General features: G+C 67.2%; 13 protein-coding genes. 3 read left to right on the top strand and 10 right to left on the bottom strand.

Features of this window, described 5'->3' with window-relative positions; genetic code table 11:
* Positions 1-194: 194 nt before the first annotated feature.
* The 3 genes from ABZU53_RS29460 to ABZU53_RS29450 all read right to left on the bottom strand — a co-directional run bounded on the left by ABZU53_RS29460 (position 195) and on the right by ABZU53_RS29450 (position 4644).
* The gene (locus ABZU53_RS29460) at positions 195-1412 is read right to left on the bottom strand and encodes a tyrosine-type recombinase/integrase (protein WP_355068789.1); all 1218 of its coding nucleotides are present in this window, start codon (positions 1410-1412) and stop codon (positions 195-197) included.
* A 4-nt stretch (positions 1413-1416) separates the two neighbouring features.
* Positions 1417-1626, bottom strand: coding sequence for a helix-turn-helix domain-containing protein (locus ABZU53_RS29455; RefSeq protein WP_355068787.1), 210 nt, complete (start codon positions 1624-1626; stop codon positions 1417-1419).
* A 1098-nt stretch (positions 1627-2724) separates the two neighbouring features.
* Positions 2725-4644, bottom strand: coding sequence for a hypothetical protein (locus ABZU53_RS29450; RefSeq protein WP_355068785.1), 1920 nt, complete (start codon positions 4642-4644; stop codon positions 2725-2727).
* Positions 4645-4821: 177 nt separating this feature from the next.
* Between ABZU53_RS29450 and ABZU53_RS29445 the strand changes: the two genes are divergently transcribed.
* Both ABZU53_RS29445 and ABZU53_RS29440 read left to right on the top strand, forming a co-directional pair.
* The gene (locus ABZU53_RS29445) at positions 4822-7554 is read left to right on the top strand and encodes a transcriptional regulator (RefSeq protein WP_355068783.1); all 2733 of its coding nucleotides are present in this window, start codon (positions 4822-4824) and stop codon (positions 7552-7554) included.
* A 936-nt stretch (positions 7555-8490) separates the two neighbouring features.
* Positions 8491-10110, top strand: a complete 1620-nt coding sequence (locus ABZU53_RS29440) for a hypothetical protein (RefSeq protein ID WP_355068782.1) — start codon at positions 8491-8493, stop codon at positions 10108-10110.
* A 231-nt stretch (positions 10111-10341) separates the two neighbouring features.
* Here ABZU53_RS29440 and ABZU53_RS29435 read toward each other — a convergent pair whose 3' ends face one another.
* Positions 10342-12849, bottom strand: a complete 2508-nt coding sequence (locus tag ABZU53_RS29435) for a DEAD/DEAH box helicase family protein (RefSeq protein WP_355068780.1) — start codon at positions 12847-12849, stop codon at positions 10342-10344.
* A 139-nt stretch (positions 12850-12988) separates the two neighbouring features.
* Between ABZU53_RS29435 and ABZU53_RS29430 the strand changes: the two genes are divergently transcribed.
* Positions 12989-14275, top strand: coding sequence for an IS256 family transposase (locus tag ABZU53_RS29430; protein WP_355068778.1), 1287 nt, complete (start codon positions 12989-12991; stop codon positions 14273-14275).
* 78 nt (positions 14276-14353) lie between these two features.
* On the opposite strand, the gene ABZU53_RS29425 is transcribed toward ABZU53_RS29430, so the two are convergent.
* The 6 genes from ABZU53_RS29425 to ABZU53_RS29400 form a co-directional block, all read right to left on the bottom strand.
* The gene (locus tag ABZU53_RS29425) at positions 14354-15379 is read right to left on the bottom strand and encodes an NlpC/P60 family protein (protein WP_355068777.1); all 1026 of its coding nucleotides are present in this window, start codon (positions 15377-15379) and stop codon (positions 14354-14356) included.
* 74 nt (positions 15380-15453) lie between these two features.
* Complete coding sequence (locus tag ABZU53_RS29420) at positions 15454-15795, bottom strand: hypothetical protein (protein ID WP_355068775.1); 342 nt, start codon at positions 15793-15795, stop codon at positions 15454-15456.
* Between the two features lie 74 nt (positions 15796-15869).
* The gene (locus ABZU53_RS29415) at positions 15870-16199 is read right to left on the bottom strand and encodes a hypothetical protein (protein WP_355068773.1); all 330 of its coding nucleotides are present in this window, start codon (positions 16197-16199) and stop codon (positions 15870-15872) included.
* 99 nt (positions 16200-16298) lie between these two features.
* Positions 16299-16745, bottom strand: a complete 447-nt coding sequence (locus ABZU53_RS29410) for a hypothetical protein (RefSeq protein ID WP_355068772.1) — start codon at positions 16743-16745, stop codon at positions 16299-16301.
* Complete coding sequence (locus ABZU53_RS29405; RefSeq protein WP_355068770.1) at positions 16742-17140, bottom strand: hypothetical protein; 399 nt, start codon at positions 17138-17140, stop codon at positions 16742-16744. Before ABZU53_RS29405 ends, ABZU53_RS29410 begins: the two co-directional genes overlap by 4 nt.
* Before the next feature lie 120 nt (positions 17141-17260).
* Positions 17261-18250, bottom strand: a complete 990-nt coding sequence (locus ABZU53_RS29400) for a DUF932 domain-containing protein (protein WP_355068768.1) — start codon at positions 18248-18250, stop codon at positions 17261-17263.
* Between the last annotated feature and the right edge of the window lie 122 nt (positions 18251-18372).

The following is an 18372-nucleotide window of genomic DNA, read 5'->3' as shown; positions in this document are numbered from 1 at the left end:
CTGCCGTCGCCGGATTGCCGGCCCGTCAGCCAACTCAAGCGAGGGGTCAAGGTGTCGTCGGTTCGAATCCGGCCGTCCCGACAGGCAAATAGCCCTGACCAGCGGAAACGCTGGTCAGGGCTTTAAGTTTGTCTATGGGATTTTGAACCGCCCCCCGAAAACCCGCCGTTTACCGGGGTCGGCAACCAGGTTCGTCATCCCTGTGCATCGCTGGGCATCGCGGGTGCGGTACACCGCCGCGCCCCGCTGTCGGTGCCGAGACGTTCGAGGATGTCCGAGACGTCCGGGGCTTGAGCGGGCTTGGCGATGTAGTACGTGGCGGTGACCTCCTCGCTGGAGTGCCCGAGCTGGGCTGCGGCGCTCTTCGTATCGGTCTCTTCCTTGATCAGGGTGGCCACGGTCTTGCGGAAGGTGTGGGGGGTGACCCAGGCGAGGTCGGTGTCGGCGCGAGCTTCACGCCACTGACGGCGGACGTTGTTGGGCGACAGCCAGGTGCCGCGTCGGGAGGCGAAGATCGCGTCGTGGGGGTTGTCGGGGGCGACGAGCTTGCGGGAAAGGATCATGCCGACGGCGAACCGGGGCAGCACGACCATCCGCCAGCCAGCGTCGCTTTTGGTCCAGGGTTGGCGGAAGACGCCTTGGCCCTTGACGAAGACGAGGGTGCCGCAGATGGTCAGGGTGGGGCGTTCGGCGGCGAGGTCGAGGTCTTCCCAGCGCAGGGCGAGGATCTCGCCGATGCGGGCGCCGGTGGCGAGCATCAGGTCGACGACGTCGGCCAGGTCGCCGCTGTGCCGTGGTCCGGGCTTGCCGGGGATCGGTCGTTGCCAGTCGCGGATCGCCGTGCGGACGGCTTGGAGGTTTTCGTCGGTGAGGGCGACGACGGTGCGGCGGGGTTTGCGGAGCCGGCCGGTGTCGCGTACGGGGTTGGTGGGGATCGCGCCGTGGCGTACGGCCAGGGCGAACATTTGGCTGAGGACGACTTTCGCGCCTTTGGCTGCCGAGGGGCGGTCTTTGGCGATGTCGCGCAGGAACCGGTCGAGGCGCCCGACGCTGGCTTCCCGGATCCGGAGGTTGCCCAGGGCGGGCAGGATCGCGTTGCGGGCGCTGGTCTCGTATCGCTGGATGGTTTGTGGTGCGATCCGTTCCTCGGTGGTGATCTCTTCGATCCATTGTTCGGCGAGTGTGCTGACGCGGGTCTCTCGGGTGATCTCGTCGTCGTTGGGGGTGGTGCGGTCACGGAGCTTGACCTTCAGCGCTCGTTCGGCGGCCGGGCCGGTGGTGCCGGTGGCCTCGATGTCGCGGGTCTTGCCGTCGTAGTCGCGGAACCGGGCTCGGGCGCGGAACCGGTTGGGGCCGAGTTTCTGGGTGCGGATGTTGCCCCAGGTGCCGATGGGTAGTTCAGGTCGGGCCATGGGGTCAGCGCTCCGCGTCGGTGTGGTCGTCGAGCCAGCGTTCGACGTCGCTGCGCCGGTAGCGCAGGGTGTTGCCGACGCGGATAGCGCGGGGTCCCTTGCCTCGGCTGTGCCAGGCGTAGAGGGTGTTCTTGGGCTTGCCCAGCCAGGCGGCGACGTCGTCGATGCTCAGGAGAGGATCTGGCCGCCATTGCGGGGCGGCTGGCCCGGTCATCGCCGGCCCAACGTGTTGGTGGATCCGGGCAGCCGGCGTCGCGTGAGGTGGCCGGCAGGCTGCCGGCCACCTGGCGGCGCGGAATCGGGGGCGATGCGGGGGTGCGGCGGACATGGGCCGGGTGTCCTTTCAGGATTCCTGCCTGATTGGTATCGGGGGTCATTGGCGCTGTCACCGCTATACGCGGTCGTGGAATTTATCGACTGTGGATGTTTATCCACCCGTTTTGTTCGTATGATGTCAAGCCTCTCGTTGATTGCTGTAACGGTGATGCGCTGCGGGCATTGCGGTCCGTCCGGGCGGGAATCCTTGCGCTGAGTTTCGAGGCTTGACGCCGGTGAACGGCGTGTGCTTGCCGAGCCTCCGTCCAGTAGTGGTGCGGGATTGCGGGATTTCACGCGAGGCTGAGGTGCGTAGGGGTTTGTTAAGCAGGTTGTAGAGCGCATTCGCCTCGCCCGCTCGACATCAATGCGGATTAGGAAATTCTGAAACGTCTCCATGTTGTGGCCTTTCGGTGAGGTGTGGTGGCCGCGTTCGCCCCGGTAGCGGTGCTCCACAGCGGCGTTTCGTATGTCCGCCAGCGCGGCCGAGTTGGAGGATCCTGAGATCGGCACGCTGCCTGGGGTTGTTGGCCCGCGCGTTGGGAGGCCTGGCCGGCTCGAAGACTCGTGGCGCCTGGGCCACTGGAAGTGGATTCGGTCTCGGGTTCGGCCAGCCAGCATGGTCGCCGATCTGGGTGGCCAGGATTGCTGGTGCACTTCGGCGATCTTTGGAGCTCTTTCCAAAAAGGCGAGTGCCGGTTGAGCTTTCGCTCAACCGGCACTCGCCTGCTGCTCTACGTACCGCTGTTTATAGGTGCGGCATTCCGCGTACCTCCTCCTCGGCGGGCGTGTCAAGATTTCTCTGGTCGTTTGTTGGACTGCTGACTTGGTTGCCGTGACGCGGTTAGGTAGGAAGCTCGGACGAGCAATGGGTCGAGGTGGTCGTGGATCTGCTGCTCGCCGACGGAGACGCTGCGCGCATGGTCGATGCGATTGGCGCCGTTGTCATCGGCGCTGTAGGTGCGGTGGTAGCGGCCCGAGGAGCTTCGCGGTCCGCTCAGCCGCCCGTCCGGTCGGTGAGGCGGCGCAGCGCTGTTCCTGGCTGGGGGAAGGCGAGCCGCAGGGTGTGTGCGGTGAGCCGGATGCCCCACCAGGTGAGGGCGGTGAGGTAGCCGACGATGAGGGCGCTGGTGGTGTCGGCGGTGAAGACGAGGGCGTAGCCGATGGCGAGGCCGGGCGCGGTGATGGCGCGGATCGGGCGGCTGCGGCTGATGGTGAGGGCGGTGGCTATGCCGACGAGGGCTGCGCCGATGCTGCCGGCGATGGGAGCGATGGTGTTCGTGGAGATGGGTGTGGTGAGGGTGAGGGCTGCGCGCATGAGGTAGATGCCCGCGGTGGCGGTGACCGCGTGGGTGATGACGGGGCGGGTCATAGCGAGCCAGGTGGGTAGTGCGTCGGCGGGGATGCGGGGCGCGGTGGCGGCGATGAGGGCGGCGCAGGCAGCCAGCGGTAGGGCGGCGCCGAGAGTCCATTTCAGATAGGGGGTGTAGTCGTATTCGACGGCGGTGCCGGTGGCGAGGCCGAAGAGCACGGCGGTGATAGTGCCGCCGACGACGGTGGTCAGGTATCCGCGTCGGATGAGGCTGCCGGTGGTGGGTTCGGGTGTTGATGCGGTGGGTGTTCCGGCGAGCAAGGTGGTGGGAGCGAGGTGCGCCACGGCGAATGCGGTGAGCATGACGAGTGCGCCGGCGGCGCCGAGTTGCGGTAGGGAGGTGCGGACGCCGACGACCCAGGTGCTGTAGGTGGAGATGTAAGCGGTGAAGACGGCTTGCAGGAGCAGGACCAGGGAACAGGCACCGAGGAGCAGGGCACCGGTGAGGTCGCTGATACGCAGGCGCACGCGGGGTAGCCGTGCGGCGGCTGCCGAGCCTGACTGGTGCGCGGTGGTGAGGGAAAGGGCCCCGTCAGCGAGGGCGTGGGAGCGGTCGATGACTGTAGGGGCGATGCCGGTGGCCGCGGTGAGCGTTTCGGTCAGCGCGGGTACGCCGACGGCGGGTCTGAGGACGACACCAGCGAGGTGCGTTGTGTCGACGTCGGCCGCGTCGAGGAGCCCGTCGACTGCGCCGGGGATCTGGTCGAGGAAGGGCTGAGCGGCGGCCGTGACGTCGTCGCGGGTGATGACGGCGGGTTGGCGGGGCGCGGGCAGCAGGATCGGCGCTTGGTCTTGGGTCGCGAGCAGACCCCTGGCGCTCCGGACAGATTCCAGGAGAGCACGTCCGCCGTCTGCTTCGCCGTCACTGGGCGCGGACGTCACCACGTGGAGCGGGTCGGAGTCTGCGGTGGCCGTCCGGACGACGTGGTGAGCGATCAGGTGGTCGAGGTCTTGGGTAAGGCTGATCTGCTGTGTCGCCAGTTCGCGGTAGCCGTCGGCGACGGTCTGCAGGACGGTGAGGGTCGCCGGTTCGCGGTCTGCCTGACAGACGAGCACGCAGGAGCCTGTTGGTGCGGTGACGCCGAGGATTGTGGCGTAGGCGGCGAGGGCGGCCGGTGCGGCGACCAGGGCGGGAGGTGGAAATCCCGCACGGGTTGCCGCTTCGCTGACGTGTCCGCAGCGGCGTGGTCCCCAGCTCGGCGGCACGGCCACGGTGAGCGCGGTGATCGGCCCGTTGACGTGGACGGCAGCGTAATGGGTGATGTGCCGCAGCACGGTGGCGAGCAAATCCACCGGGTCGGGTTGCGCCCCATCGGCGGCGTTGAGGGGCCGGCCGAGGAGGTCCGTCGGGTTATCGACGAACCGGTGGTCTACCGGCAAAGACATCGCGGCCATGGTGTCGAGACCGACGTAAATCTCCCCTGCGGGCCCGATAACGACGCCAGGCGGCATGACGAGGCGACCGTCGATGAGGATGGGGACCTTCACGCCTTGCCAGCTGACAGTGGCCGCGATGGCCGACGAACTCAGGTCGATCGACAACACGGTGCCCCCGCTTGGCATGAGGGGCAGTCTCGCCCCTGAGGGCGACCAAGTGTCAACCATGATCCGCTGAACGTGACTCGTTGTACGCGGATGGTGAGAATCTCTCCCGATGGGATAGGCGAAGACACTCACCCTCGTGTATTTGGAGAAGTTCGGGGATCAACGGCAGGGGGACAGGTGCCGCAGACGCGCCGGGGCAGAGACGACAAACTCGCCGAGTACGGTGCACGCCCGACCGTCCGCATCCCACCAGATCCGCGGCCGCGCCGCGCGCGGCCGTCCCTCGGCGGGGCTGTCCGCGGCGTCATCGGTGCCGGCCTTTTCTTGGTCACCGTTCCCGCGCTGCTGTGGGCCGCGGGTGGGAACCCGCTGAGCCGGCTGCCGGCCTGGACGCAAGTCCCCGACTGGTTCGCGCGCTCCAGCGGGCGGTTCACCCCGGACTTCCTCATCGGTGCGGCCCTCTGGGCAATGTGGCTGCTGTGGGGTGTGTTCACCCTGCTCCTGCTCGCCGAGATCCTCGCGGCGGTGACCCGGTGGCGCATCCCCATACTCAGGCTGCCGGCCTCGTTGCACCGGCTCGTGTTCGGATTGGCCGGCACCGCCGCGCTCGCCGTCACCCCCGCCGGCTCCCTCGACGCGGCGGTGCATTCGGATCGGTCGTCTACACCCGTCGCCGCGACCGAGCGCGCCGAGGTTCCCCGCCAAGCCGCAGCCCGTGGACCCGCCATCATTCACGTCGCCGAGCAGCGCTACCTCTACACCGTCGAGCGACACGACACCTTGTCCAAGGTCGCAAAGGAGTGGCTCGGCGACGCGGGACGGTGGCCGGAGGTCTGCGGCCTGAACAAGCACCGCCACTTTCCCGTCGGCGGTGTCCTGCGTGACTGCGACCTCATCTACCCCGGCTGGGAGCTTCGCCTACCTGCCGACGCCCGCCCACCACAAGCCGCCACACCAGCAACGCCCCCCACCCCCCGGCCGGGCCGACCTGCGACACCGCCCTCATCGCCGAGTGCCGCACCGGATCCGTCCGATCCTGCCGTGCCGCCGCCCGCGCCCCCGGCCGCCACTCCCACCACCACGCGGTCCACAGACCCCAGCGAGTCCGTTTCGTCGCCAGCGGCGTCGTCGGGGGCCCCCAACCCCGCTACGTCGCCGCCTGCCACAAACAGTCCTACGGCGGCCACAGACGACCAAGGTGTGCATGTGTCGGACTCCGGTTGGCTGCCCTGGTCGCTCGCCGCCGCCATCAGCGCCGCCGCCGCAATGGTGTGGCTCCAACGCCGCCGTCGATACACCGGCGAGCCTGACGAGGATCCGCCCACCGAGTTCCCCCCGACCGTGGTCCAGGTCGACCGTGCCGTGGCCGCCCGCAACCTCGAGCCGTCGGATGCGAGCAGCGACGACGGCCCGCAGCCCGCTCTCGTACCCGACCTTGGGCTACTGCCGGGCGGCGGAACCGGAGTCGTCGGCGATGGCGCACACGCTGCCGCCCGCGCCGCCCTCATCGCCGTGCTGGCCTCCGGCGGCCCGCACCACCCCGACGCCCGCGGCGAGGTCGTCATCGACGCCGCCACCCTGACCGCCCTGCTCGGCCAGGACGCGGTGACCCTCAACCCATGGCCGCGCCTGCACGTGACCGACAGCATCAACGACGCCCTCACCGTGATCGAGTCCCGGCTGCTGCACCGCAGCCGCATCCTCGATGAACACGCCCTGACCGACTTGGACGAGCTGCGGCGGACAGTGCCCGACGAGGAAGCCCTACCCCCGGTCATGCTCATCACCGAAACCCCGCCCGCCGACGCCCGCATGCGCACCAAAGTTGCCCTCGCCTTGGGCGAAGGCCTGCACGTGTCCGCCCTGCTACTCGGCGAATGGGCCCACGGCGCCACCGTCGAGGTCGCCCCGGACGGACACACCGCGCTCATCTCCGGGCAGCCCGCCGAACCAGTGCCGCCGCGCCTTCCGGTGCTCGAACCGGCTGCCGCCATCCAGATACTGATGACGCTCCGCGAGGCGCAGACCGGCGAACCACCAGCGATCACCTCACCCGCCGTGCCGGTCACGATCGTGACCCTGCATGCCAGCCGCACCGAGGCCACGCCAACCGCCACGGACCCGGCCACCCCGACCGCCGTCAAGCCCGCCACCGACACCGTGTCGGGACGGGCGCGGCTGCGCGTGCTCGGTACGCCGCGCATCGAAGGCATCACCGCGGAAGGCCGGCCGCTGCGAGCCAAAGCCCTGGAACTGGCGGTGTACCTCGCCGTCCACCCCGACGGCGCCGGCACCCGCGACATCGGCGAATACCTCGAACCCGACGCCCGCATCAGCCAGGCCGACCAACGCGTACACACCAACGCCTCGAACCTGCGGCACGTCCTCGGCCGCGCCGGCACCGCTGAGACGAAGAACGCCTACGTCATCAAATCCGCCGGACGGTACCTGCTCGACCCGGCGACTGTGGACGTCGACGTGTGGACACTGCGCGACCTGATGCGCAGCGCCACCATTGCCACCGAACCGCGCCGCCGCGAACTCATCACCGCCGCGTGCGGCCTTTACACCGGACCCCTCGCTGACGGCCAGGACTACGAGTGGCTGCAACCCCACCGCGAGACGGTCCGCCGCTGGGGCACCGAAGCCCACCTACTCCTGGCCGACGACCTGCTCGACACCAACCCGCAGGCTGCATCCGACCTACTCGACAAGGCCATCGGACTCGACCGCTATAACGAGGCCCTCTACGTCAAGGCGATGCACGCCCGACACGCCCTCGGCGACGCAGACGGCATCCGAACCCTGCTACGCGCCCTAACCAAAGCCCTCGCCGACCTCGACGCCGAACCCCAGGAAGACACAATCGCGCTCGCTACAGCGCTCCGCAACAGCCTGGATGACAGTTGACCTCGCCGCCGTACCAAGCCAGGCACATCTGCTGACCGCGCTCGCGCTCGTGCCTCTGCTGAGTTGGACCATCGCCGCGCAACGTGCCCAACGACCAGCCGTAGCGACCCACCTGCTCGTGCGGCCGCTGTGGGCGACCCTCGCCATTGAAGACCGCCGCCGACTGGCCAGCCTAACGAAAAGGGGGTCATCATGTCCGATCCCGAGATCGACGTCGAAGCCGAGGTCGCCGAGTTCTACAGCCTCGTCCGACCACGGCTCGTCGGCGCATTTGACGACGACCACCCCGTGTCGGGGTACTCGTTGGAGACCTCTGGAACACCGTCCTTGGTGCCGGTCGCGTCGAAGCCGACACGTGGAATGAGATTGCGGAGAAGTTCGGCCAGATGCTGTTCGTCAAACGCATATCGCCTGCATCGTCGCGGTAATACTGGCGATCGACCTGTCAAAGCAGACAGGCCGGTCCGCCGTCCACCACATCGCCGACGTGGAGCAGGCAATACCAGAGGGCGGCAGCCGTGACCTCCGCAGTCCGGGCGTTCAGTGAACTCGTACCGGGACATGTCCGGCTACGCCGACCATGGCCCCTCCTCCGCCCAACTTAAATTCCTGGGCTTCCTTGGTCGCCTGCACGGCTCCGTTGATCGAGCCTCGGGCTACGTCACGCCCGACCCGTCTCAGGGTTTCCCACTGATCAGCGTGCGCGAGGTGTCCGGCAGGATCAACCGGAGCGGCTTGCCCCGCCATTCCGTCTGACCAATGCCGTCCCATCAGGGCGTTGAGTGCGCCATCCGGTCTCCCTCGCGGTGTTGACTGCCGCGACGATGGATGTCGGGCTGCTGGCCTTGTTTGGCCGCACGCTGCAGCGTGACCGGCTGGGCACCATGATCAACTAAGCTGGGGCGTCGCGCCCCAGTTCGGTGGTAACTTGTGTTGATGTCGGAGGAATCTCTCGCCTTGGCCACGTCGGTGTTTGGGGACGAGTTCGTCCGCTGGGTACTTAATGCTGAGGCCTTGTCGATCGCTGCGGATGCGTTGGCCCCGGAGCAGGCAGGCGCTGTCGAATTCCTGGCCGGACTCGCGTCTTCACTAGGCGAAGCGCCATCGCTGCCGGACCGTTGGGCAGCATTGACCGTAATAATTCGCGCGCACGAGACTATCGCAGTGCTGAGGGCAGAGTGCGGGGCGACCGTTCTCAGTCTTGACAGTGATGACCCAATCGAGCAGATCCTGATCGAGGGAGTTAGTCGGATTTTCCCGGCCTTGCTGCTTGCTGGACCGCCGGAAGACTCATTTATGATCGGTGTTGAGTTGTTCTCTGCGGCAGTCGAGTTCGCGGGCGAGCGACTTGGCCTGGCTCTGCTTCGGGACGCTGCGCTGCGACGCCTATTTCTCGACCCCGCGTCCTCAGACTCAGGTGAAATCGATGCCGCTGCCCTCGATCGCATCATCGCCAATCACTGGTGGCTAGGCGCTGGGGGCGGAACCGCCTTCCCGCGGATTGTGGCTGGGCAAATTGTTACTTTCGGGGTACTGAGAGCGAGCTTTGACTCTCGGCCCACCATCGATGATGCCATTCGTTATGCCCGGGAAGGTCTTCAAATTGCGCGGGAACTTGCTACCGGCAAGGTAACCCGCATTCCGGTAATCGTCGGCCTGTCAAACGTCGCGTTCGCCACCCAGGACACCACTGCCGACACGCCTTGGGGATCACTGCGCGTGCCAGGAGCGATAGGTTCTCGACTGTTACATGCGCCCGGACCGGCCGTGGCAGGGCAGCATCGGGCTGTGTCTCTCGCCTGGGTCACCAGTTGCGAGGAGGAGTTGTTCCGGGTGGACTACCGGTGGCCAGAGGATCAGGGCAGTCATCCCAATTCGTGGTGGGCAGAGTATTCGCGACAGCTTGCCGATACGGCTGCACCGGTACTCGCCGGCATCAATCGTGTGCGCTTCTCGATGCTGCTGGCGTCAGGGCCGGAAGCACTAGCTGCGGCAGTCGTTGAGTCACGTGTGGCGCTTAGTCCGCTGACAATGATCACGGCGCTACCAATCGGCGCGACCGGCCCCTTGCCCATGCCAAATGTAGTGATATCAGACGCCAAGGCAGAAATGATCAAAAACTGGTCACGGAAAGTCGGCGATCAACATCCCGATTCTCTTGATATCGGCATGCGGCGAATCCTATCAGCCGTCGCCGTTCGTCTCGATGTTTTGGACGGGTTCATCGACGCTGTTATGTGTTGGGAGAACATGTTCGGCGCGGCAAACGACACTAGCTTCAAGGTCTGCGGCTCACTAGCGAAGTTACTCGAACCAGACGACAGCGAGGCGCGGCGGGTGCTCTTTGCGCGGCTCGTAAAGCTATACAATGCGCGAAGCGCCCTTGTCCATGGTTCGAAGGAGCCAGACATCGCCCTGGCGGCCTCGTTAAGGGACGACGCCGTGGACGTCGCTCTACGTGCCTTCCGGGCGGCCTACTCCTATCCTGGGCTTCTAAGCCTCAAGGACTCGGTACAGCGATCGAAGCTAGTGATGCTAGGTTTTGCTGACGGCTGAATTGGAATTTAACTGGTGGAGTGCTTTGATGCGAACCCCGCCGTATACCTGGAAATGATGGACTGGACCGTCCCCGGAAGCAGCGGGTCCGAGGCGGGCGTGCTGGTTCAGGTGGCGGTTCGGGCGTCGAGGTAGGTGCTCCAGTCGGTGCTGGCGTGTCGGGCGTAGTGGTTGGCGGTGCCGATGCTGAAGGCCGGCTGGGCTACAGCCTCCTGAAGTCTCCCGTCGGCGTCAGCCGCAGTACTCGCGGAGCAGCGTGAGGAAATTCTTCAGCATGCTGAGCACATCGTCGGGCAGCGGGTCACCGTTGAAGTGCATGATGTTGTTCCGCACCTCGCAGATCTCCTTCAGCCGCTGGGTAAACGTCTTGCGGTCCAGCGGCCAGCCCAGCGTCGCCCAGGCCTCCGGATTTTCGAGCACCCGCTGGTAGTCGCCCATCGTCAGCCGAGCGAAGCTGTCGATCTGCCGGACACCGTCGGCGTCACAGAGCCCCGCGACCATGTCGATGTCGACGGCGTCCTCAAGGATCCAGCGAAGGGTTTGATCGATCTCGCCGACGATTAGGAACGGCGCCGTCATCTCTCCGTGGGTTCTGACGACATCGCTGGTGGTGATGATGCCGGAGATGGTCCGCTGGGGTCCGCGGACGAAGAAGAAGTCCTCGTCCGCGAGTCGCGGCAGCACCCCGATCAGGTCGTCGGCGTAGCTCACCTCGGTGGCCGGGACGATCGCGGCGGAAAGCGGCGCGTCCGGTCGCTGGTGGCGGATCTTGGCGATCGACCGCCAGGTGACGGCGCCGTGCAAGTTGCGCTCGCCTGTCATTACCGCCAGCTGTGAGTAGTCGAAGAGCAGCATCTTCGTGATTGCCTCATTGACCGTGGCCGTCTGCTTTACCGCTTCGACGCCCCGCGTGGCGGAGGGGAGGTTGCCGACCGCCAGCCCCTGCTTCGGGCGTGGTCGCCGCTCGGGGCGGGTGACCGGCTGCTCAACGAACGCTGCGGCCGCCTCCGGCGCCAATTCTGGCGCCGCCGGGAGCTGCACCACGATCTGGTCATCGAGCGTCACCAGCCGGAAGTCCGGGACGGTGATGAGGCCGTGGTTCTGAAGGTCCGTCTCGATCCGGCTCACGAGGTCCGCGTCGCGCCCGCGGGCGCCCCAGATCGCGATGAGCTCGCGGACGCTCAGCCGGCGCGGCTCGCTGGCGTCCGCCTCCTGGCGCAGGACCTTGAGGTCAGCCATACACCTGATCCGCTGCGCCGACTCGGCGTTCTGCGGCTCCTCGGTGTCCCGCACCATCCTGCCCAGGTCGTCGACTGCGGCGTTGAGGAGAGCCTGCCGTAGCTGGTGCAGCGTGGCGTCGTCCTCCTCGGTGACCCAGGCATTCCATCCGTTGACCGGCTTCCCGGTCACCGCCATCGCCGCGCCCGACGGAGACCGGAAGGTCCTGCCGTCGAGCAGTGCGATCGTGCCGTCATCGGTGATCATCGCCGTCTCCGCCGCTGTGCCGGCGCCTGAAGCGCGGAGCCTGAGATAGGCGCCAGGCGAGAGCACACCCCCGGACACCAGGTCGGCGACGACCACCACACGGCCGGCTACCGCGTGCTGGTCGCTGCGGGGCACGCGGGAGTCCCGCGCGAAGTGGCCCTCCTCCGTCACGCCCACCGCGTCGACGACCGCGAAGTCCTGCTTGAACTCGGCGTCCGGGGTCACGGCGCGCAGCGTTCCCGGGTCAACGAGCCGGGCGCCCCGCGCCAGCATCTGCTGGTACAGCGTCTCGGACCGGATGTCGCGCAGGAACAGCAGGCATTCGACCGCCGGCAGGTCCACCCCGGTCGCCAGCATGCTGACGGTGACGGCGACGCGGGGGTTGGGCCGGCGCCGGAAGGCCTCGACCAGGTCGGCGCTGTTGCTCGTGCTGGAGGTGATCTTGACCGCGAACTGCGAGTCGCCCTCGAAGACCTCCCGGCAGGCCGACAGAATGGCGTCGGCCTGCGCCTCGCTGCCGGCGTACACCAGTGTCTTGGGCATCGTGGTGCGACCCGGGAAGATCTCCGTGAACAGTCTGCCCCGGAACTCCGTCAGCGCTGCCCGGATCTCCCGGAGCGCCTCGGGGCCGTCGCTCTTGACCGTGGCCTGCAGCCGGAAGATGCGTGGAGGGAGGTTGTAGCCCTCGTCGACGGTCTGCTGGTAGGTGTTCTTCCACAGAAGTTCGCCGCCGAAGAAGTCGAGCGACCGCGCATCGGCGCTGGCGGTGAAGCCGATCAGCGGCGCCGTGATCCGGTCGAAAATCGCCGCTACCTCGGGTCGGTTGATGCCGCGGGTGCTCGTCAGGATGATGAGGTCGGCGTCCGCGAACACCTCCTCGCCGGCCAGGGCGGCGCGCTGCAGGCCCGTCACTGCGACGTTTCCCAGCGGGGACCATTCATCAATCGACGTGAACGTTAGCGACGATGCGCCTGCCCGCACATACCGGTGCAGCCACTGTGTGACCTGCGCGACTTCCACCGTGCGGTCGGCGAGGATCAGGATCCTACGGGCGCGTCCGGCCCGGATCAGACTCGCGCACACGTCGACGATGACGTGCGCCTGCCCGGAGCCGGTTACCATCTGCACCAGTGCCCGACCCGGGTCGGGGCCGTCTAGGAACTGCTGGATCGCCCTGATCGCATCGATCTGCATCCCGCCGAGCGCCGGCACTGCAGATCGGGGTCTTTCGCCGGACTGTTCTTCAGACGCCACACGCCCAGCGTACGGATTTCCTTCTACCGCTTCACTCGCGCAGCCCACGCATCGATCACCGGCGGGCGTGGGACTGTGGATCTAACGGTGTTTCCGGCCTGACCTGCCAGGCGTTGTGCCTGGTGAGGAGGGTGCCGTGATGACCGCGACACAGAACGATGTGACTGGACGTAAGAAGCGGACCGAGCCGTCGGCGGAGGCGAAGGCCGCCGCCGAGCTGGTCCGGGCAGCTAAGGAACAAGGGTTGTCGCTGACGGGCCCGGACGGGCTGCTGAAGCAGTTGACCAAGACTGTCCTGGAGACCGCGCTGAACGAGGAGATGACCGAGCACCTCGGCTATGCCAAACACGAAACCGACGGCGCCGGCTCGGGCAACATTCGTAACGGCAGCCGGTCGAAGACGGTGCTGACCGACAGCACCGGCCCGGTGCAGATTGACGTGCCGCGGGACCGGGCTGGCACGTTCGAGCCCCAGATCGTCCGCAAGCGGCAGCGGCGTTTGTCCGGCGTCGACGAGGTCGTGTTGTCGCTGTATGCCAAGGGCCTGACGACCGGCGAGATCAGTGCGCACTTCGCCGAGATCTATGGCGCCTCGGTCAGTAAGGAGACCATCTCGCGGATCACGGACAAGGTGATCGAGGAGATGACCGACTGGTCGCGCCGGCCTCTGGATGAGATTTACGCGGCGGTGTTCATCGACGCGATCGTGGTCAAGGTCCGTGACGGGCAGGTCGCGAACCGGCCGTTTTACGCCGCGATCGGGGTCACCCTCGACGGCGAGAAGGACATCCTCGGCCTGTGGGCCGGCACCGGTGGTGAGGGCGCGAAGTTCTGGATGAGCGTGCTGACCGACCTGCGTAACCGGGGCGTCAAGGACGTGTTCTTCCTCGTCTGCGACGGCCTCAAAGGCCTGCCCGAGGTCGTCACGAACGTGTGGCCTCGAACGATCGTGCAGACCTGCATCATTTATCTGATCCGCAACACGTTCCGGCTCACCTCCCGCAAGTACTGGGACGAGGTGAAACACGACATCAAACCGATCTACACCGCCGTGAACGCCCAGGCGGCCCGGGCGGCGTTCGACGACCTGGCCGAGAAGTGGGGCGGGCGGTATCCGGCGGTGATCCGCCTGTGGGACAACGCCTGGGCCGAGTTCATCCCGTTCCTCGACTACGACGTGGAGATCCGCACCGTCATCTGCTCGACCAACGCGATCGAGTCATTGAACGCCCGCTACCGGCGGGCCGTGAAGGCCCGCGGCCACTTCCCCAACGAACTGGCCGCGTTGAAGTGTCTGTACCTGGTGACCCGGTCCCTGGATCCCACCGGAGCAGGCAGAACCCGATGGACGATGCGCTGGAAACCCGCGTTGAACGCCTTCGCCATCACCTTCAGCGACCGCTTCCCACCTGCTGAAACCTACTAACCAAGATCGCCGAAAACACCCTTAGCGAGACAGCCCCGCGGGCGTTCGTCCGGCGGCCGGAGCCGGCATGCCGGGCCTTCAAGGCCATTTGACCATCCTTCGGATCGCCGCGATCTGGTGTAACCAGGTGCTCAACCGCGTGATTTTTACGGCGTCGCCAGTCTTTGGAGCTTGAATGATTAGTGCGTCGCCGAGGTACATGCCGACGTGGCGTGGGTTGGACACGGCACCTTGGCTGCCGGGTATGAGGATGAGATCGCCAGGCAGCAGTAGCGCCGGGTCGTGTATGCCCCACCCAGAGTTGACCTGGTTGGCTGTGACGCGCGGGACGGAGATGCCGGCCGCCCGATACGCCGACTGCATTAGCGAGGAGCAGTCGCATTGTTTGTCGGGGTCACCGGAGTGCGGGTCGGTGCAGGAGCCGCCGAATTGGTATGGCGTACCGAGCTGGTTGACAGCCCAGAAGACGGCCGTTGCTACGGCGGGCGGGGCGTTGGCAGGCAACGCGAAGCCTGCGGGGAGCGCGTCGAGGGCGTCGGTGGCGCAGTCGAAGAGCGTGTTGGTCAGTTGCTCCACGAGGTGCAGGGCGTCGTCGGTCCACGTGGCGTAGGCGTCGGGGAACGCGGAGGACTGGACGGCTTGCGCGGCCTGGGTGAGCGGCATCGTCTGCCAGCCGGGCACGGTCTGGAGCTTGTCGAAGAACCTGCCGGCCTGGTAGGCGGGTTCGGACAGTTGCGCGGTGGTGCCCCAGCCTTGGCTGGGGCGTTGTTGGAAGACGCCGATGGAGTCGTGGTCGTTGTTCTCGCCGAGGTGGGGCAGGTTGCGGAGGCCGGATTCCTGGATGGCGGTGGCGACGGCGACGATCCAGCCCCAGCGGGGTACGCCTTTGGTGACTCCGACGTCGATGATCGTGGCGGCGATGTCGAGTTGCTCGGTGTCCCATCGGCCGGTCCCGGGCGGCTGCCCAGAGGGGCGTATGACGGGTGGAGCGGCGTCGACGCACCCGCCGTGGCCGCCGCCGGTGACGGCGGACAGCAGCAGCAGGGGCAGGCCGAAGCAGGCGATGACGACGACGGCAACGACGCCGATGATGATCTTCGTCATGGTGGTGACCTCTCGGGATAGCAGGAAGGGCCGGCTTGCGTGCGGGTGCCCGGCCGGACGCCGCGGCGTGCGTTCTAGAGGCGGTAGAGAAGGGGGAGTAGTTCGGCGTGGGTCTCGCGGAGGAGGTCGGCGATCAGGGTGCTGGCCGGGAACAGCGGGTGGCCCATGTCGACGCAGGTGGCGTAGCGCCAGTCCCAGTGGCCCGGCTCCAGACGGGGCACGTACCAGAGGGCGTTGGCGGCATCGAGGAACACGGCGCCGTTGATCTGTGGGGCAAGCAGGGTCATGGGTTGGCTGGCGCAGGTCGCCAGGCAGTGGCAGTCGGGGTTGTTGTAGATCGAGCGCGGTTGGCCGTGGTGGATCGGGCAGCGGCAGTTGCAGGCGCGTTCGCGGGCGTTGCGGTAGGTGCGGTGCATAGATGTCTCCCTTGGTCGTGAAGCACGAAAGGTCGTGGGCCGCCCACTTGGGCGGCCCACCTTGAGCGGTCGGGTCAGTCGGTCGAGGTGCCGAGGACGGTGGCGGCCTGGCGGAGCAGGTGCTCGATGACGAGGTTGGCGTCGTGGACGCCGACGCGGGTGTTGATCTTGGTGGCGGTGTCCCAGTCCCAGGTGCCGTTGGCCATGGCGGGGACGTGCCAGAGGTCGCTGCCCTGGTCGAGGAAGAACGCGCGGCCCTGCTGGAGGGCCAGCAGGGTGATGGGTTGGGTGGCGCAGGTGATGGCGCAGGCGCAGCCAGGCTCGTTGTAGGTGGTGCGCGGCAGGCGGTGGTGGATGATGCAGCGGCAGTCGCAGACCCTGCGCCACGGTGGCGTGTACGTCACGGGTTCCTCCGCAAGGGGTGAATGCGAGTACGCCTCGGTCGCCGCCGGCGTAGGGGCGGCTTCCGAGGCGTACGCGGTGGGTGGGGTGGTGTCAGGCCGTCATGGGTTCGATGGCGGGATGGTGGAGGTGCCGCGTGGTCCGAGGAGCACGATGTCCTGGATCTGGCGGGCCTCCTGCACGGTGAGTACGTAGGCCGGCAGTTGCGGTTTGTGCTCGTGCCAGGCGCGGTAGAGGCGGTGGGTCCCGTCGATGAGCAGCGGGCCGGGCGGCGCTGCGTTGACGCTGATCTGCGCCACGATCAGCGGCTTGGTCAGGTCGGTGGTCATGGCGTAGGTCCGATTGAGAGTGGTGCTGGTCGGGCCGATGAGGTTGGTTGCCCACGGGTTGGGGTTGTCGAGGTGGGTAAGGCCGTACGCGGCGGCCCACGCCGGCACGTCCAGGGGCCGGGTGTCGCGGGGCGACGCCGCGATCAGCGCCTGCGCGGCGTCGATCGAGAACACCCATGGCCCGAAGTGGAACCACTGGGGCACCCGGGGTCTGGTCACTGGTCCTTCTTCGCGGTGACGCGGGTGTAGATCGCGATGCAGCGCAGGATCAGCTCGTGTGACGGCAGTGTCAGTAGCCGTTGCCGCTTGTCGTCGCGGAGCTGATCCCAGATGAGGACGGTGACGCTGGCCGACCACAGGTCGACGAGGACGCCGTCGATCTTGGCGTGCTGCCGGTTGGCGATGATGCGCCGCAACGTGTCGATGAGCGTGGGGTCTCCGGGTGGGTGGTTGGCGTCGTCGGGTCGTTGCGCTTCGGGCAGCAGGGTGTAGCAGTCCTCGCAGGTGGACTCGACGCGCGGCAGGTCGTCGGTCTCCCACCGCTGAACGTCGGCGGCGGGCAGGCCGCACACCGACTGTCGGAGGTCGCCGGGGTGACGGATGTGGCGGATCATGGGCGGCCCGTCCGGTCTGATCCGCGCCGGGTGGTGCTCGGCATTGCCATGGATGCCTCCGTTCCCGTATAGGCCGGGGCAGCGGCCTGCGGGCCGCTGCCCCGACGGTTCGAGGTGCGGTCAGACCTTCAGCAGGTCGAAGGCGGCCACCTTCAGCTCGCCGACGTTGCCGGTGAGCACCCGGTTGGCGCGGGCGATGTCGTTCTTGGCGGGTTGGTAGTGGTCGAGGTACTCGGTGATGGCCTGGTAGCCGGCCCACCGGCTGCCGGTGATGGCCTTCTGGGTGTCGGCCTCGCGGATCAGGTACTTGAGGGTGCCGAGGCGCTGCTTGGCGTTGTTGCGGGTCTGCTCGGACGCGTTGTCCTTGACCGGCCACACCTCGGCGACGACCTTCTCGAACTCACGCATGGCCATCTCGGTCTGCAGCATCCGCTCGGCGGCCTTCTCGAAGGTCTCCATGTACTTCCACATCAGTCCCAGCGCCTCGCGGGCCTGGCTGATCTGGGAGGTGACGTTGGAGGTGTGCCGGAACGTGTAGTGCCCGGCAGAGTGGGCGAAGGCGGCGCGTTGGGTGTTCGCGCACACCACCCGGATCGGGCTGGCGTCGACCCGCAGCGCGGCGGTGCCGTCATGGGAGGTCGTACCGATCAGGTAGAGATCCAGCCGGTCCACCCCGGCGATCTCCATCGCCGTCGGCAGCTTCATCGTGACGAACACCGACTTGCCGCGACGCAGGCTGCCCGCGGTTTCGAAGTGGGCGCCGCCCACCTGATCGACCAGGCGGTCGAGCATTTCGGCGCACTGCTCGTTCTGGACCACGGTGTAGTCGGTGCCGACGATGCCCAGGTACTCGGTGTCGCCGGTGACGGGGTTGCGGCGCACGGTCATCCGCTTGTCGTCGGCGGGGATCTGCACCTCGGCCCCGCCCACGGTGTCGATGCCGACGGTGCGGATGGTCCGCACACCCCAGTCGCCGAGCCGGGCGGCGGCCATGATCTCCTCGGCCTTCATCGTGTCCTGGGTGACGGTGCCCAGCTGATGCCAGGCCGACAGGCGGGCGCTGGCGAAGGCGGTCGTTCCGTCGGCGAACGTCTCGAGTTCGTGCGGCACGGGTTTCTCCTTCTCGATGTGCGGCGGGGGGGGGGGGGGGGGGGGGGGGCCCCCCCGGGCGGTTGTGGGGTGTGGGTTTGGTGACGGTGTGATGCAGCCCTGAACACCAGGTGTTGGTACGG

It is taken from the genome of Micromonospora sp. NPDC005194 (assembly GCF_040608335.1).
Lineage (GTDB): Bacteria > Actinomycetota > Actinomycetes > Mycobacteriales > Micromonosporaceae > Micromonospora.
This window is presented reverse-complemented; position numbering and strand designations above follow the sequence as displayed.

Excerpts from the sequence above, each read along its gene's own strand:
- ABZU53_RS29460 (WP_355068789.1), bottom strand. The coding sequence starts at position 1,412 with ATGGCCCGACCTGAACTACCCATCGGCACCTGGGGCAACATCCGCACC.
- ABZU53_RS29455 (WP_355068787.1), bottom strand. The coding sequence starts at position 1,626 with ATGACCGGGCCAGCCGCCCCGCAATGGCGGCCAGATCCTCTCCTGAGC.
- ABZU53_RS29440 (WP_355068782.1), top strand. The coding sequence starts at position 8,491 with ATGTCGGAGGAATCTCTCGCCTTGGCCACGTCGGTGTTTGGGGACGAG.
- ABZU53_RS29430 (WP_355068778.1), top strand. The coding sequence starts at position 12,989 with ATGACCGCGACACAGAACGATGTGACTGGACGTAAGAAGCGGACCGAG.
- ABZU53_RS29425 (WP_355068777.1), bottom strand. The coding sequence starts at position 15,379 with ATGACGAAGATCATCATCGGCGTCGTTGCCGTCGTCGTCATCGCCTGC.
- ABZU53_RS29420 (WP_355068775.1), bottom strand. The coding sequence starts at position 15,795 with ATGCACCGCACCTACCGCAACGCCCGCGAACGCGCCTGCAACTGCCGC.
- ABZU53_RS29405 (WP_355068770.1), bottom strand. The coding sequence starts at position 17,140 with ATGATCCGCCACATCCGTCACCCCGGCGACCTCCGACAGTCGGTGTGC.